Source organism: Prevotella sp. SGI.167, assembly GCF_050313615.1.
Lineage (GTDB): Bacteria > Bacteroidota > Bacteroidia > Bacteroidales > Bacteroidaceae > Prevotella.
In genome coordinates, this window is record NZ_JBNPLT010000021.1 from 1 (window position 1) to 16951 (window position 16951).

13 protein-coding genes are annotated in these 16951 nt (G+C 46.5%); 7 read left to right on the top strand and 6 right to left on the bottom strand.

Features of this window, described 5'->3' with window-relative positions:
• A partial coding sequence (locus ACQRBJ_RS11025; protein ID WP_445303641.1) for a hypothetical protein occupies positions 1-311 on the top strand: 311 nt, incomplete at its 5' end.
• Between the two features lie 550 nt (positions 312-861).
• Here ACQRBJ_RS11025 and ACQRBJ_RS11030 read toward each other — a convergent pair.
• Both ACQRBJ_RS11030 and ACQRBJ_RS11035 read right to left on the bottom strand, forming a co-directional pair.
• On the bottom strand, positions 862-1152 hold the full coding sequence (locus ACQRBJ_RS11030; protein ID WP_445303642.1) for a hypothetical protein: 291 nt from the start codon (positions 1150-1152) through the stop codon (positions 862-864).
• A 14-nt stretch (positions 1153-1166) separates the two neighbouring features.
• Entirely contained in the window at positions 1167-3299 is a 2133-nt protein-coding gene (locus ACQRBJ_RS11035; protein ID WP_445303643.1) for a Tex family protein, read from the bottom strand.
• A gap of 162 nt (positions 3300-3461) precedes the next feature.
• Between ACQRBJ_RS11035 and ACQRBJ_RS11040 the strand changes: the two genes are divergently transcribed.
• Entirely contained in the window at positions 3462-3614 is a 153-nt protein-coding gene (locus ACQRBJ_RS11040; RefSeq protein WP_441932800.1) for a hypothetical protein, read from the top strand.
• Positions 3615-3834: 220 nt separating this feature from the next.
• Here ACQRBJ_RS11040 and ACQRBJ_RS11045 read toward each other — a convergent pair whose 3' ends face one another.
• Positions 3835-5298, bottom strand: a complete 1464-nt coding sequence (locus tag ACQRBJ_RS11045) for a sensor histidine kinase (RefSeq protein ID WP_441935619.1) — start codon at positions 5296-5298, stop codon at positions 3835-3837.
• 12 nt (positions 5299-5310) lie between these two features.
• Complete coding sequence (locus ACQRBJ_RS11050; protein ID WP_153123719.1) at positions 5311-6006, bottom strand: response regulator transcription factor; 696 nt, start codon at positions 6004-6006, stop codon at positions 5311-5313.
• A 260-nt stretch (positions 6007-6266) separates the two neighbouring features.
• Between ACQRBJ_RS11050 and ACQRBJ_RS11055 the strand changes: the two genes are divergently transcribed.
• On the top strand, positions 6267-6503 hold the full coding sequence (locus ACQRBJ_RS11055; protein ID WP_217761325.1) for an XRE family transcriptional regulator: 237 nt from the start codon (positions 6267-6269) through the stop codon (positions 6501-6503).
• A gap of 89 nt (positions 6504-6592) precedes the next feature.
• On the opposite strand, the gene ACQRBJ_RS11060 is transcribed toward ACQRBJ_RS11055, so the two are convergent.
• Both ACQRBJ_RS11060 and ACQRBJ_RS11065 read right to left on the bottom strand, forming a co-directional pair.
• Entirely contained in the window at positions 6593-7804 is a 1212-nt protein-coding gene (locus ACQRBJ_RS11060; RefSeq protein ID WP_217761323.1) for an NADP-dependent isocitrate dehydrogenase, read from the bottom strand.
• A gap of 249 nt (positions 7805-8053) precedes the next feature.
• Positions 8054-8914, bottom strand: coding sequence for an OmpA family protein (locus tag ACQRBJ_RS11065; protein ID WP_293630084.1), 861 nt, complete (start codon positions 8912-8914; stop codon positions 8054-8056).
• A gap of 275 nt (positions 8915-9189) precedes the next feature.
• Here ACQRBJ_RS11065 and purL point away from each other — a divergent pair, with 275 nt between their 5' ends.
• The 4 genes from purL (at position 9190) to ACQRBJ_RS11085 (ending at position 16791) form a co-directional block, all read left to right on the top strand.
• On the top strand, positions 9190-12915 hold the full coding sequence (purL, locus tag ACQRBJ_RS11070; RefSeq protein ID WP_445303644.1) for a phosphoribosylformylglycinamidine synthase: 3726 nt from the start codon (positions 9190-9192) through the stop codon (positions 12913-12915).
• Between the two features lie 4 nt (positions 12916-12919).
• Positions 12920-13459: a chromate transporter gene (locus ACQRBJ_RS11075; protein WP_153123710.1), complete on the top strand. Its 540-nt coding sequence runs from the start codon at positions 12920-12922 to the stop codon at positions 13457-13459.
• A 104-nt stretch (positions 13460-13563) separates the two neighbouring features.
• Positions 13564-14136, top strand: coding sequence for a chromate transporter (locus ACQRBJ_RS11080; RefSeq protein ID WP_445303645.1), 573 nt, complete (start codon positions 13564-13566; stop codon positions 14134-14136).
• 213 nt (positions 14137-14349) lie between these two features.
• Positions 14350-16791, top strand: coding sequence for an alpha-L-arabinofuranosidase C-terminal domain-containing protein (locus ACQRBJ_RS11085; protein WP_445303646.1), 2442 nt, complete (start codon positions 14350-14352; stop codon positions 16789-16791).
• Positions 16792-16951: the final 160 nt, after the last annotated feature.

Consider the following 16951-nt stretch of genomic DNA (forward strand, 5'->3'; position numbering starts at 1 on the left):
TCGTAACGATAGGTTTGACGCATCGAGACATCTCTACTTCTATTCATGGACAATACAACTATGGAATCATGGGATTGAGTTTCCGGCCAGGTGACGCCTGTGTGGTTTCAACCTTCCGATTGAAACGAAAGGATGACTTATGGAAAGTAACAATCCATGAATTTCTGCATTCTCGTGGCTTTCCGCATTGCAAGAAGAATGCCCCGAAGTGCCTGATGCAGGATGCCCATAGAAAGAATACCTTCTACATGAAAAACGGACTGTGCCAAGATTGCCAAAAGTCATTAAAAAACATCATTGACAATCAATGAGAGTCCAAACCAACCAAGAGTTTGCTTATAATTTTGTCGCAGGTGTTCCATCATAACCATACAGCCCCTGAATACAAAGTAAACTATCATATCTCTACATCCAACTATCTAAGAACTGACAAGGTCTATTCTTAGGTTATGCCCCATTTACAAATTGATAGCACAAGAAACAACTTATGCATTAAAAGAACTTATTGAGAACGCCTAAGCTTGTTGCTTGCTATATACAAAATGGTCTGACCTAAGGATAAGTCTAAAGTCAGACCATTGGTTTTTATTATTATCATTGCGATAGTTAAATCATTTATGGGTGTTTTAAGTCGTTCTAAGTCGTTTTAAGTCGTTCTTGCGGCTATTTTCGGATATTTTAAGTCGTTATTTGGCTATTTGCAAGTCCCTATGCTGATAAGCAGACATACAAATAGCCTATCAGGCGCACATTAAAAAATGCTAAGTAGTTAATATATAACTATTTAGCATTTTCTTTCAATATAACTACCTGTCTTTTTACACCTTTTTGTCAGATCCTTCTCCTCAAGCAGAGAGATACCTACATCATCCCTTCCAGTTTTTCCTGTGCCTCATGCATGTCTTTTTCGAAATTCACATGGTCTAGAAGGAATTCCGTTCTGCCTTGAGAAAGAAGAAGATAGAGCTGAGGATTCATGCCCTCCACATATTGGGCGATGGCATACTCTATATCATCCCTCTGGGTAGGATTGGTTGAAAACTCAAAGACTCTAAGCTTCTGATGAATAAAGCAATATGCCGACTCTATGCAATCTCTGGTGATGCTCCCCAATAGGAGAGCATCACCATTATAATCTTGATTCTGATTCATTCTGAATATTCTTTTTACTTTACTCCCTTCATGGAAAGGGCGATGCGCTTGCGCTTCAAATCTACTTCTGCCACACGCACCATCACATGCTCATGAAGCTTTACCACCTCACTTGGATCATTGATGTAGCGATTAGACATTTGGGAAACATGAACCAGACCGTCGTTGTGGACACCTATATCAACAAAGGCACCAAACTTGGTGATATTGGTGACGATGCCTGGCACCACCATGCCTACCTGCAAATCTTCAATGGACTTGATACTTGCTTCAAACTCAAACTTCTCCACCTCACCACGAGGATCCAAGCCCGGTTTGTCAAGCTCGGTCATGATATCCATCAAAGTAGGCATACCTACCTCAGCAGTTACATATTTCTTGATATCAATCTTCTTCTGTAGAGATTTATCCTCAACCAATTGCTTCACTGTAACACCTTGATCCTTTGCCATCTGCTCTACCAGCGCATAACGCTCAGGATGCACGGCACTATTATCCAACGGATTCCTGGCACCAGGAATACGGAGGAAACCAGCACACTGCTCGAAGGCAGATGGCCCCAGACGAGGCACCTTCTTCAACTGAGCACGGGAAGCAAAAGCACCATTCTCGCGACGATATTCAACGATATTCTTGGCAAGAGTAGGTCCCAATCCACTCACATAGGTAAGGAGATGCTGGGATGCTGTATTCAGATTTACACCTACCGAATTCACACAACTCATCACCACGGCATCAAGACTCTTCTTAAGCTGTGTCTGATCCACATCATGCTGATACTGACCTACACCGATGCTCTTTGGGTCAATCTTTACCAATTCGGCAAGCGGGTCCATCAGTCGTCGACCGATGCTCACGGCACCACGAACGGTAACATCCTCATCAGGGAACTCATCTCTCGCAATCTTCGAAGCCGAATAGATAGAAGCACCATCCTCGCTCACCACATAGATATCCACAGGGTGTGGATAACTTATTTCGTGCAGCCAATCGCTGGTTTCACGACTTGCCGTACCATTACCCACAGCCATTGCCTCAACCTGATACATCTTCACCATGCGCTGGATGGCAGCGGTAGCCTCATTCTTCTTGTTACGTGGAGGATGAGGAAATACTATTTCGTGATGAATCAGATTACCCTGCGCATCGAGACAACAGGTTTTACAGCCATTGGCGAACCCCGGATCCACAGCCATCACACGCTTCTGTCCTAAAGGAGCAGCGAGCAAAAGCTGTCGCAGGTTTTCTGCGAATACTACAATAGCCTCCTCATCAGCCTTCTGCTTGCTGAGAGCAGCAAACTCAGTTTCAATACTAGGCTTCAGCAGACGCCTGAAAGCATCATCCACAGCCTCACCCACCAAAGTCTGGCATTCACCGAAACCATGTACATAATGACGCTTCAGTTTATCCTGACACTGCTCATCATCAGCTGAAATGCTGATACGGAGGAAACCAGCCGCTTCACCACGACGCATCGCCAGCAAGCGATGAGAAGAACATTTCTTTAAAGGTTCAGAGAAATCAAAGTAATCAGAGAAGCGCTGAGCCTCCTCTTCATCCTTTTTCTTAGCCACTACCTTTGAGGTGATGATGGCACCTCGACGGAACTCGCCGCGAATCTGATTGCGGCTCTGCTCATTCTCGCTTACGGTTTCGGCGATGATGTCCTTGGCTCCCTGAAGTGCAGCCTCCACATCCTTCACCTTATCACCCACAAACTTCCTGGCAGCCTGTTCCGGATTGCGCTCACGCTGGAAGAGGAGCAGTTGTGCCAGAGGCTCCAAGCCTGCCTCACGTGCTATCTGTGCACGGGTGCGGCGCTTAGGCTTATAAGGAAGATAGATGTCTTCCAGTTCGGTGGCATCCCAGCAGTTTGCGATACGCTCCTTGAGTGCATCGGTCAGCTTTCCCTGTTCTTCTATCGTCTTGAGAATGGTTTCCTTGCGCTTCGCCATCTCCTTCAACTTTTCATTAGCCTGGGCGATGGCTTCAATGTTTACCTCGTCCATATTACCGGTTTTCTCCTTGCGGTATCGCGAGATAAACGGAATGGTGCAGCCCTCTTCGAGCAGCGCCAGAGTATTTTCTACAGCCTGCTCCTTCAGATTGAGCTGGGCTGCTATCAGCTTTGTAAATTGATTCATTTATGATATTTATACAATAAAATTCAAACTGTTTGTTCATGCAAAGATAGAGAAAAAAGTTGGTTTGCCCAAATATTCCCTCATATTATTTGGCGGTTTCACTAAAAAATCGTAGCTTTGCAGCAGAAATAGCTTTAGATACATCCAGCACGCCCGATTTTCTTGATTTACATCAACAACCACGTAAACTTCATCACAAAGGTAGGTTTCCTCGGTTACAGAGGCTATTCTCCTGACCATGGTGACAACTCATCAACATTCGGACTTAACGTAGATGCGAGTAACATTTCATTTGGTGCTATCTACAAGTTCTAATCTTAGGGTGCTCATTTACTCATAAGCAATAATATCAGGGGGCGCAAGCGATTCCTTTCCTGGAAACAGCTTGCGCCCCATTTTTTATCTGCAAGCGAACACACTTTTACAGGCATTTACGCTGACTGTTGCAGTAGAACAGCCAACTGGCGAGCGTACGGCTAGTCAGCTGTCTATCGTTCACCAGTACACTGTTTCCGATTAACAGATAGCCATATTTCTACTTTTTAAGCGTAAATTCAAACTTCAAGCCGCCTTCCTGCTGATTACTTACACGGATGGTTCCGCCATGCAGGAGAACGGCATTCTTGACGATGGCAAGACCCAAACCGGTGCCACCCATCTTGCGGCTGCGTCCCTTATCTACCCGATAGAAACGCTCGAAAAGACGGGAGAGATGATCGGCAGGAACTCCCTGACCATTATCACAGAAGATGAAATGCCACTTATTGCCCTGCTCCTTGGCACTCAACGTTATCTTACGCCCTTCGCCGGCATAAGCTATGGCATTGTCGGTTAGATTGCGGAACACACTATAGAGCAGACTGCGGTTACCCTTCACGATAATATGCTGGTCGGGAAGAAGATTCTCGAAAGTCATCTGGTGCGATTCTCTTTCCAGCGCCGTCTCACGGGCTATTTCACTCACCATCTGCGTAATGTCTACCGCCTCGAAATCTATCATATCCGAACCGTCATCCAACCGGTTCAGGGTAGAGATGTCGCGAAGCAGAGAGGTGAGACGCTCGCTCTGGGCATAACAGCGCAGCAGAAACTGCGACTTCATCTCTTCGTTGATATGCGGATTGTCGAGTATCGTTTCCAGATAACCCTGGATACTTGCTACAGGAGTCTTCAGCTCGTGGGCGATATTCTGGGTAAGCTGGCGCTTCAGTACATCCTGTTCACGTCGGGTGGTCTGTATGCGCTTATACATCTTGATAATTCGCTCGGCAATCTCACCCAACTCATCATTAGGGAATTTAGCCAGATCTTCCACCTCCAGGCTCTCATTATGATCCGCCTTATAAGCAAAGATACGGAGTTTGGATACATTCTTCGCCAATCTGTTTGTAAAACGGTATAGCACCAGGGTAAGTAGGATGATGGCTGCCAAGGCAAACCAGATATAATGCAGATCAGCCTGAAGCGACTTGGTCAAATCATCATTATATGGCAATGCTGTACGAACGATAAGATGACTCTTCGGGAAATAGGACGCTACATAGAAATAATCCTGCTTCAGCGTTTTCGACTGTCGCTCTACGCTCGTACCCATTCCCTCTTTCAATGCCTGTACTATCTCCGCACGCTGGGCATGATTGGCAAAATGGCGATAATCCTTACTCATATTGTCAAAGATTACGGTTCCATCCTTCTTGACCAAAGTTACACGAAGGTCCTTACTCTCATGCGTCTGCACAAAATCTTCCAACTTTGCCTCTGCCACACGCACGCTATCCACCACTTCCACACTGTCAGAAAGGAGAATGCCACAAGTCTTGGACAATTCCAAATCCTCTGCCAGCAGTTCATTATAGTTGGCAAGTTTCAGAGTCAACGTACTAATCTTATACTGTTTCTCGCGTGTTTGCTGAAATACAATAAAACTGACAGCGAACACAAGGAACACCGCCAGTACGCTAAAATACAACTTCTTACCTACATTATTCAGTTTAAACATGATGATATCTGTTTATGCATCAAAATAATAACCAAATCCCAAACGGGTAACAATACACTTGGAAAATTTACCAATTTTCTTTCGCATACGGGTAATATTCACATCCACAGTACGGTCGAGCACCATCACATCCTTTGGCCATACACGGTCGATGAGTTCCTGACGAGAGAACACCTTACCACGCTCTTCCAGCAGAAGGCGCAAGAGTTCAAACTCTGTCTTGGTAAATGGCACACACTCTCCATCCACAGTCACCGACTTCTTGTCCAGATTGAGCTGCAAACCCTGATAGTTAATCAGAGAAGGCTCGCTGCTGTTACCTCTCTGCTCCATTGTACGGCGCAGCACAGCACGCACTCGCACCATCACCTCCCGGATAGAGAAAGGCTTGGAGATATAATCATCTGCACCCAGATTGAATCCGGTCACAGTATCATTCTCCGTATCACGGGCTGTCAGGAAGATGATAGGCACATGAGCTGTCATCGGATTCTCCTTCAACTGTCTTGCCAGCTGAAATCCGCTCATTCCTCCCATCATCACATCAAGCAATAAAAGATCATAAGAGGCAATATCCATCGATATAGCTTCCTCACCCGAATTGGCAGTATCTGCCTGATACCCCTCTGTCTCTAAATTGAACTTCAAGATTTCACACAAGTCCTGCTCATCATCAACAACCAGGATTTTCTTCTTATTTGCTTCCATATTCCTATCATTTAAATTCTGCCTGCAAAATTACACTTTTTCTTTTGTAATACGCATTACATTCGATTACAATTCAATTACATTCACCAAATCAGCTTAAAAAAGACTAGTTTTATTACAATTTTAAAGAATTTTATGACACACTTTAACGCAATGTAACCAAATCCGCTACAAGTTTGTTCGCTATTTTAATACTATATTGGTAATTTTGCAACCGGATTTAGACAAGAAAATATAAAATCTTTAATAAGCAAAGAATTATGAACGATAAAGTTAATACTGTGGTCATAGGCAAACTCATCAAGGAAGAACTTCAACGGCAGGGTAAAACATCTGTATGGTTGGCAAACGAGCTTGGTTGCCATCGCACCAATATATATAAGGTATACGATCGCACTACCATCGATACGGGCATGCTGTTCCACATCAGTAAAATCTTGAAAGTTGACTTTTTCAAGTACTACTCAGATGCTCTTTCTTCCAAGCGTAAGAAGTAAAAGTTTCCGCTCTTTATATCAAAAAAGCCTTACCCAGTGTCATCTATTGACTCCGGTAAGGCTTTTCCTTTGTTTATCTGATTTTTGGCTTATCCCAATCTCTTCTCCAAACGCTCACGAATAGCAGCGATGAAACCTGCAGAGTTCACGGCCTTAGCCTCAACTCCCTCCATCAGGTTGACGAGGTCTTTGGTAGCGATACCGTCATTCAAGGTATCGAAGCAAGCAGCCTCCAACTGGTCGCCAAAGTCCTGCAACTCCTTGATGCCATCCAGCTCACCACGCTTTCTCAATGCACCGCTCCATGCAAAGATGGTTGCCATTGGGTTGGTAGATGTATCCTCACCTTTCAAGTAGCGATAGTAGTGACGTGTTACTGTACCATGTGCTGCCTCATATTCATATTTTCCATCAGGAGAAACCAAGACAGAAGTCATCATTGCCAGAGAACCGAATGCGGTACTGAGCATATCGCTCATCACATCACCATCATAGTTCTTGCAAGCCCAGATGAAACCACCCTTACTACGAATCACACGAGCCACGGCATCATCAATCAATGTATAGAAGTACTCGATGCCAAGCTCTGCAAACTTCTCCTTGTAGTCGCTCTCGTATACTTCCTCAAAAATCTTACGGAACTGAGCATCGTAAGTCTTGGAGATGGTATCCTTGGTAGCGAACCAGAGGTCCTGCTTGGTATCGATGGCAAACTTGAAGCAGCTGTGAGCAAAGCTGCGGATGCTCTTGTCGGTATTGTGCATACCCTGAATAACGCCAGCGCCATCGAAGTTATGGATTTCAACCTCCTGCTTCTTGCCACTCTTACCCTCGAACACGAGTTTAGCTACTCCCGGTTCATCGGCACGAATCTCCACGCTCTTGTATACATCTCCATAAGCATGACGGGCGATAGTGATAGGCTTCTCCCAGTTCTTCACACATGGGTGAATGCTAGGAATGGTAATAGGAGCACGGAACACGGTACCGTCCATGATGCTACGGATTGTTCCGTTAGGACTTTTCCACATTTTGTGGAGCTTATACTCGTCCATACGCTGGGCATTAGGGGTAATGGTAGCACACTTCACGGCTACACCATATTTCTTGGCAGCCTCAGCAGAGTCAATGGTTACCTGGTCATTGGTCTGATCGCGATAAGGCAAACCCAAGTCATAATACTCAGACTTCAAGTCAACGAAAGGAAGAATCAGTTCGTCCTTGATCATCTTCCAAAGGATTCTTGTCATCTCATCACCGTCCATCTCTACCAATGGAGTCGTCATCTTAATCTTTTCCATAACAATTCATGTCTAATTAATAATTTGCCTGCAAAATTACGAAAAAGATTTGATAATAGAAAGGGAATTAAGATATTTTCTATCAAAATGACAATAAAACACGCTTTTTCTAAGCCATCTTCTATAATTCATGCATATTTATACAAAAAAGGCACCAATGAGCATAAACCCATTGGTGCCTTCTATCATATACATCAGGACGCAATGATGTGCAAGCCCTGATTATTCATTCTTCATAATCTACCAAGATTACTTCTGAGAATCCTCTGGAGCCTTGTCGATCAAGTCCATGAACTGGTCGAGCTTAGGAGTGATGATAATCTGGGTACGACGGTTACGCTGCTTGCCAACCTCTGTATTGTTGGTTGTAACAGGGTTGTACTCACCACGACCACCAGCAGTCATACGCTTAGGATTAACACCGAAGTTGTCCTGGAGATATTGAACAACAGAAGCTGCACGGAGAGCAGAGAGGTCCCAGTTGTTACGGATGTTCTTCATCTTGGCACTTGTTGTGCTTACAGGCACGTTATCAGTGTTACCCTCAATGAGTACATCGTAATCCTTGTAGTCCTGGATAATCTTGGCAATCTTGCTCAAAGTCTCCTTAGCACGGCTGTTCACCTCATAGCTACCGCTCTGATAGAGCATGTTGTCAGCCAAAGAGATGTAAACCACACCCTTCAATACCTGAACGTCAACTTCCTTCATCTCCTCACGGCTGAGTGAGCGGGTCAGGTTATTGGTCAATACCATGTTCAGAGAATCGCTCTTGCTCTTCACCTCAACCAAATGACGGATGTACTGGTTGCTCTCATTGATCTGGTCAACGAGCTTCTCGATGCTAATGTTGTTCTGATTAGCATTTGTCAAACTCTTGTCAAGAGCACTCTGCAACTTAGCGTAGTCGCTCTTTGCAGTAGCAAGCTGCTGCTGAGCTGCAGCGAGACTAGCCTCTGTAGCAGCCAACTTCTCCTTTGTATCTTGGTAATTGGCAGTCAACTCTCTGTTTTCTGTCTGGCAATTCTGAAGATCCTTCTTACTAGCGCAACTTGTTGTCAACAAAGCTGCTGCCATCAAAACCATTGCAAAAATCTTAGTCTGTTTCATATTCCTTTATTTTTATTTTCAGTTATTAAAAACACATTTAAATGTTACACACGCTTTCACGGTGCAAAGTTACTTATTAGACCCGAATAACCATCATTTGTCAAAGCGTTTTAGACATTTTTAACCACAAAATCAATATTTTGTAGTTTTTTACAAGGGGAAAGCATTAACTAACTATAAAAATACGAGCAAAGGCTTTGTATTTCCAAAATTTAGCGCTATCTTTGCAACCGAAAGAAAAATAAATACATTAACATAATAAAAAGAGAAATAGTATGATTCTTTTTTTCAGAACTCCATCTAAGAGTGTGATTGCGACCGAGATTGATCACAAACCATCTCAGGACGAAATCAATGAACTTTGTTGGCTTTATGGTGACGCGACTTTAGAGGACGCCCAGCAGTTGCAGGGCTTCTATGTCGGTCCACGCCGTGAAATGATTACTCCTTGGAGTACGAATGCCGTTGAGATTACTCAGAACATGAGTCTTAACGGCATTTCGCGTATCGAGGAGTACTTCCCTGTGGATAGCGAAGACGCTGAGCACGACCCTATGCTCCAGCGTATGTACAACGGTATCGGTCAGGATGTGTTCACCGTGAACCACCAGCCAGAACCTATCAAGTACGTCGATGACCTCGAGAAGTATAACGAGGAAGAGGGTCTTGCCCTCAGCGAGGACGAAATGGCTTATCTCCACAAGCTGGAGAAAGAGAACGGACGCCCTCTCACCGACAGCGAAATCTTCGGTTTCGCACAGATCAACTCAGAGCACTGCCGCCACAAGATCTTCGGCGGCCAGTTTATCATCGACGGTAAGGAGATGGAGTCTTCTCTCTTCAGCATGATCAAGAAGACCACTCAGGAGAACCCTAACAAGATTCTCTCTGCCTATAAGGATAATGTGGCTTTCTCACAGGGTCCTGTCATCGAGCAGTTTGCTCCAGCCGATCAGACTACCAGCGATTTCTTCCAGGTGAAGGATATCGAGAGTGTTATCTCTCTGAAGGCTGAGACTCACAACTTCCCTACTACTGTAGAGCCTTTCAACGGTGCTGCTACCGGTACGGGTGGTGAAATCCGCGACCGTATGGGTGGTGGTGTAGGTTCATGGCCTATCGCAGGTACTGCCTGCTACATGACTGCTTATCCTCGCTTGAAGGATGACAACGGCAAGAGCGATGCTGAGCGCGACTGGGAAGACATCATGCCTGTTCGTAAGTGGCTCTATCAGACTCCTGAACAGATTCTGATCAAGGCCTCCAACGGTGCATCAGACTTCGGTAACAAGTTCGGTCAGCCTCTCATCACCGGTTCTGTGCTTACATTCGAGCACGAGGAGAATGGTGAGAAGTATGCATACGATAAGGTAATCATGCTTGCTGGTGGTGTAGGCTACGGCAAGAAGCGTGACTACAAGAAGGGTGAGCCACAGAAGGGCAACAAGGTTGTCGTAGTAGGTGGTGACAACTATCGCATCGGTCTTGGTGGTGGTTCTGTTTCTTCTGTAGATACAGGCCGTTACAGCAACGGTATCGAGTTGAACGCTGTTCAGCGTGCCAACCCTGAGATGCAGAAACGTGCCTACAACCTGGTTCGTGCACTCGTTGAGAACGATGAGAACCCAGTAGTCAGCATCCACGACCACGGTTCAGCCGGTCACTTGAACTGTCTCTCTGAGTTGGTAGAAGAGTGCGGTGGCGAAATCGATATGTCTAAGTTGCCTATCGGCGACAAGACTTTGAGCGCTAAGGAAATCATCGCCAACGAGAGCCAGGAGCGCATGGGCTTGCTCATCGACGAGAAGTATATCAGCGAGGTTCAGAAGATTGCCGACCGTGAGCGTGCTCCAATGTACGTGGTTGGTGAGACTACTGGCGATGCTCACTTCAGCTTCAAGCAGGCTGACGGCGTGAAGCCATTCGACCTCGATGTAGCTCAGATGTTCGGTCATACTCCTAAGACAGTGATGGTGGATGAGACCGTAGAGCGTAAATATGAAGATGTAACTTATTCTGCAGATAACCTCGACGAGTACTTGAAGCGTGTTCTCCAGATGGAGGCTGTGGCTTGTAAGGACTGGTTGACCAACAAGGTTGACCGTTCCGTAACAGGTAAGATTGCCCGTCAGCAGGGTCAGGGTCAGATTCAGTTGCCACTCTCAGACTGTGGTGTCGTAGCACTCGACTACCGTGGCGAGAAGGGTATCGTAACTGCAATGGGTCATGCTCCTCAGGCTGGTCTTGCCGATCCTAAGGCAGGTTCAGTACTCTCTGTAGCAGAGTCTTTGACTAATATCGTATGGGCTCCATTGGCAGATGGCATGGACAGCATCAGCCTCTCTGCTAACTGGATGTGGCCTTGCCGTAGCCAGAAGGGTGAGGATGCCCGTCTGTACGAGGGTGTGAAGGCATTGTCAGACTTCTGCTGCGCCATCCACGTGAACGTACCAACAGGTAAGGACTCTCTCTCATTGACCCAGCAGTATCCTAACGGCGAGAAGATTATCGCTCCAGGTACCGTTATCGTAAGTGCTGGTGGTGAGGTTTCAGATGTCAAGAAGGTGGTTAGCCCAGTTCTCGTTAACGACAAGAACTCTAGCCTCTATCATATCGACTTCAGCTTCGACGAGCAGCGCCTCGGTGGTTCAGCCTTCGCACAGAGCCTGGGCAAGGTGGGCAGCGATGTTCCTACCGTCAAGAACCCAGAGTACTTCGTTGACTGTTTCAATGCCGTACAGGAACTCATCAACCGTGGTTGGGTAATGGCTGGTCACGATATCAGTGCCGGTGGTTTGATTACAACTCTCCTCGAAATGACATTCGCCAACGTAGAGGGCGGTATGAAGATCAACCTCCACGACATCGCAGATGCCGACATCATCAAGACTCTCTTCGCAGAGAACCCAGGTGTTGTCATCCAGGTAAGCGATGCTCACAAGGACGAGTTGAAGGCATTCTTCGATGAGAACGGTATCGGTTATGCCAAGATTGGTTATCCTGCTCCTGAGCTCCGCAAGATTATCATCAAGAAGGAAGGCTTCGAGCACGAGTTCGATATCGATGCATTGCGTGATGACTGGTATAAGACATCTTACCTCCTCGACCGCAAGCAGAGCATGAACGGTATGGCTAAGAAGCGTTACACCAATTATAAGAAGCAGCCTATCGAGATGAACTTCGGTTATGGCTTCAAGGGAACTCTCGCTAGCTACAGCCTAGACGCTAACCGTCGCAAGCCATCAGGCATCAAGGCAGCTATCATCCGTGAGAAGGGTACCAATGGTGAGCGTGAGATGGCATACTCTATGTATCTCGCCGGCTTCGATGTAAAGGATGTGATGATGACCGACTTGATTTCCGGTCGTGAGACCTTGGAGGATGTAAACTTCATCGTATTCTGCGGTGGTTTCTCTAACTCCGACGTTCTCGGTTCTGCCAAGGGTTGGGCTGGTGCATTCCTCTACAATCCTAAGGCTAAGGAGGCACTTGATAAGTTCTATGCCCGCGAGGACACCCTTTCACTCGGTATCTGTAACGGTTGTCAGCTGATGGTTGAGTTGAACCTCATCAATCCTGAGCACAAGCATCGTTCACACCTCTGCCACAACACATCCAAGAAGTTCGAGAGTACATTCCTCGGTTTGACTATTCCTCAGAACGACAGTGTGATGTTCGGTAGCTTGAGCGGTGATAAGCTCGGTATCTGGGTAGCTCACGGCGAGGGCCGTTTCTACTTGCCTGAGCCAGAGGATCACTACAACATCATTGCGAAGTACAACTACGCTGAGTATCCAGGTAATCCTAACGGCAGTGACTACAATGTAGCAGGTATCTGCTCTGCAGATGGTCGCCACTTGGCTATGATGCCACACTTGGAGCGTGCCATCTTCCCATGGCAGAACGCCTGGTATCCAGCTGGTCGCCGCAACGACGAGGTAACTCCTTGGATTGAGGCATTTGTCAATGCACGTCAGTGGATTGAAGAAAGAGTAAAGTAAATAAATGAAATATACAGATTTATTTAAGACATTCATGAAGATTGGCATAGTCACCTTTGGTGGTGGCTATGCCATGATTCCTATTATAGAATCCGAAGTCGTCGACAAGCATCATTGGATGACGAAGGAGGAATTTCTGGATGCCATCGCTACTACCCAGGTTTGTCCGGGGGCCTTGGCCATCAACATGAGTTCCCTGCTCGGATATAAGTTGGCAAAGACACCGGGAGCCATCGTCTGCACCCTCGGCGCTTCGTTGCCATCCTTCCTTATTATCCTGGCGATAGCCATGTTTTTCCATCAGTTTGAAGACAACAAGGTGATTGCTGCTATGTTTGCAGGCATCCGTCCTGCCGTCGTAGCATTGATAGCCGTACCTACATTCTCGCTTGCCAAGAGTGCCGGAATTTCGCTTGTCAACTGCTGGATTCCTATCCTGTCAGCCCTCCTGATATGGCTTCTGGGCGTCAACCCAATCTGGATTATTATCGCTGCTGCCGTAGGTGGATACATCTATGGACAGTTTATCCAGCCAACGGAGTAAAGTTTAATGTACAATGTATAATTAATAATGTATAGAAGCCTCCGAGGCAAAGGCGTAAGCCTCATTGTTAATTATCAATTATTAATTATTAATTATTAATTGAAATGATATTTCTTCAGCTTTTCATCGTATTCCTTCAGATAGGCATCTTCGGATTCGGAGGTGGCTATTCCATGATTTCCCTGATCCAGGGACAGGTAGTTACGCAGTATCATTGGATGACGATGCAAGAGTTTACCGATGTGGTTGCCATCTCTCAGATGACACCGGGTCCTATCGGTATCAACGCCGCCACCTATTGTGGCTATACAGCAGTCCATAATGCCGGCATGAGTGGCATGATGGCTGTACTCGGAAGTGCCATGGCAACCTTTGCGTTGGTTCTCCCATCCTTGGTTTTGATGATTCTTATCAGCAAGATGCTGTACAAGTATATGAACACCTCAGCCGTCCAGAGCATCTTCATCGGTCTTCGCCCAGCCATCGTCGGTCTGGTAGGAGCCGCAGCCCTGCTTCTGGTGAATGGCGAGAACTTCTCTACACCAGCCAATCCCTGGCATTTCTACATCTCCATCGCCCTCTTCTTCGCCACCTTTATCGGCGTAAAAGTGATGAAGATCAATCCTATCCGCATGATACTCTACTCGGCTTTTGCCGGACTGGTATTACTATATTAAAACCGATTTTATTGACCAACAATAAACAAAAGGTGGATTTTCATCAGAAAATCCACCTTTTACACTATATTTCGCATTTTGTCCACCTGTTTCTTGTGCATTTTGTGTACTTTTGCAACTGTGTATTAATAGCCGCATGGATTCAGGCTAAGCTTGATTTCACGCCATCAACAAGAAATAAAATAAACAAACCTAAGAATAAAGAATAAACAAATGAATAAGAAAAGACAGATTTTACTTTCGGCTGTGCTCGCCTCAGCTTTGGCTGCCAACGCACAGGTTACCATCAATGTAGATGCCTCAAACCCAGGCATCAAGGTATCTCCTAACCTCTATGGTATCTTCTTCGAGGATATCAACCATGCTGCCGACGGCGGTCTCTATGCCGAACTCATCAGCAATCGCTCCTTCGAGGATGATGACAAGAATATTCCAACCTGGAAGACTGCCGCTCAGGAAGGTGCTAAGATCAATGCACAACTCATCAACAAGGGTTTGCTCAACAATGCACAGGGCAAGGCACTACAGCTTACCATCGCTGCCAAGCCTGCAGCTACAGCCTCTCTCATCAATGAGGGTTTCTGGGGCATCAACGCCGTCCAAGGCAGAACCTACAAACTCTCTTTCTGGGCTAAAGGCAGCTACAAGGGCGGATTGAAGGCTCGCCTCACCAACACCAAGGGCGATAAGGTGTATGCAGAAACATCCCTCAATGCCAAGGTAGGCAAGAAGTGGACCAAATATACAGCTGAACTTACAGCCAATGCCAACGATGCGAAAGCACAGTTTGAACTCGTAGCCGACGGAAAGGGTACCATCGTTCTGGATGTGGTAAGCCTCTTCCCTCCTACTTTCAAGAATCGCGAGAATGGCTTGCGCCCTGACCTGGCTCAGCTTCTTTATAACATCCATCCTAAGTTCGTCCGTTTCCCTGGCGGTTGCTACGTAGAGGGACAGGAATCTCCAGAGAATGCTTTCCACTGGGAGAAGACTATAGGTCCTATTGAGGAACGTCCGGGCCATAAGAACGTAAACTGGCGCTACCGTACCAGCGATGGTATGGGATTCGATGAGTATCTGCAGCTTGCCGAGGATCTGAACGCCAAGCCTCTCTATGTTGTAAACGTAGGTTTGTGGCACGGCGGTATGACTCCTGTAGACAGCATCCAACCTTGGATTGACGAGTGCATGAATGCCCTGGAGTATGCCAATGGTCCTGTGACCTCTAAATATGGTGCGCTGCGTGCCAAGAACGGTCATCCGGAACCATACAACATCGAGTATCTGGAGATTGGTAATGAGAACAACCAGCCGGATCCTGCGGCTCAGAGCGACCATTACTACGAGCGCTTCAAGAAGTTCAAGGATGCCGTATTGGCGAAATATCCTAAGATGCACCTCATCGGTAACGTGGTGGCTTGGGGCGATGACAACCCTAAGTGGGAAAGCAACGAGAGCGTGGAATTACTCGATGAGCACTACTACAGAAACCCTGCCTGGTTTGCTGAGAACTTCAACAAGTATGATAACTACGACCGCAAGGGCAGCGAGATTTATGTAGGTGAATATGCCGTAACCCAGGGCTTCGGCAATATGGGTTCGCTCGATGCAGCACTCGGTGAGGCTGTCTATATGATGGGCATCGAAAACAATTCTGATATTGTGACCATGGCATCCTATGCTCCTATCTTCGCCAACCTCAACAACCGCATGTGGGCACCGGATATGATTCAATATACATCCGATAAGGTATTCGGAACTCCATCCTACTATGTCCAGAACGTGATGGCGAACAACATCGGTACCCGTGTACTGAAGGTGAACCAGGAGAATCCATACAAGTATGAGCAGACTCAGGTGAAGCCAGCCATCTGCCGTGTGGGAATGGGAACTTGGGGCACCCAGGTTTCTTTCGAGGACAAGGGCTACAGCGATGAGAACGGCAAGGCGCTGCCGATGACCTTGCAGGAGTTGCCTACCGACATCCGCGGTCAGTGGAAGACAGAAGGCAGCATCATCAAGCAGACCAGCAACGAAGAGAGCTGCATCCACTTGAACCCAGGTGAGATTACCAGCAACGGCTATATATATAAGGTACGCGCGAAGAAGGATGCCGGAAACGAAGGTTTCCTCATCATCTTCAACTACGTGGATAAGAACAACTACTGCTGGTTGAACCTTGGTGGCTGGAACAACACCCAGCACGGTGTGGAGTCTATCGTGAATGGTGCCAAGAGTCAGATTGCTACCTGCCCAGGCAAGATTGAAACCGGCAAGTGGTACGATATCGAGCTGAAGGTAGTGGGCGACAGCATCTTCGCCAAGTTGGATGGCAAGGAGGTATTCGCTACCAAGTTGAAGGCAAACACCCTTCCTGGCATCTTCTCAACAGCAACGCTTGATGAGCAGACTGGCGAGGTAATCCTGAAGATTGCCAACACCAGCACCGAGCACACCACAGCGAAGATTAATCTTCAGGGCAAGGAGATCAAGAATGGCAAGCTCATCCGCCTTTCTGCCAAGAACGGTCTGGAGGAGAACACCATCGACAATCCTACCAACATCTATCCTGTAGAAAACTATGTAACTACAGAGAAGAACGGTGCTACGGTAGAGATTCCTGCCAGCTCGCTGAATATCATCCGTTTGAAGTAGAAAGATTGAAATAAGAAACAAGCTACATCCAGGGCATCAGCCCTGGATATACCCAATATATTGATACATTTTTTGAATAGTTGATAAGAAAGTTAGTTAGAAAAGAAGAAGGCGGCAATCTGCGTGATGCAGGTTGTCGCCTCGTTTTTATCTATCGCTT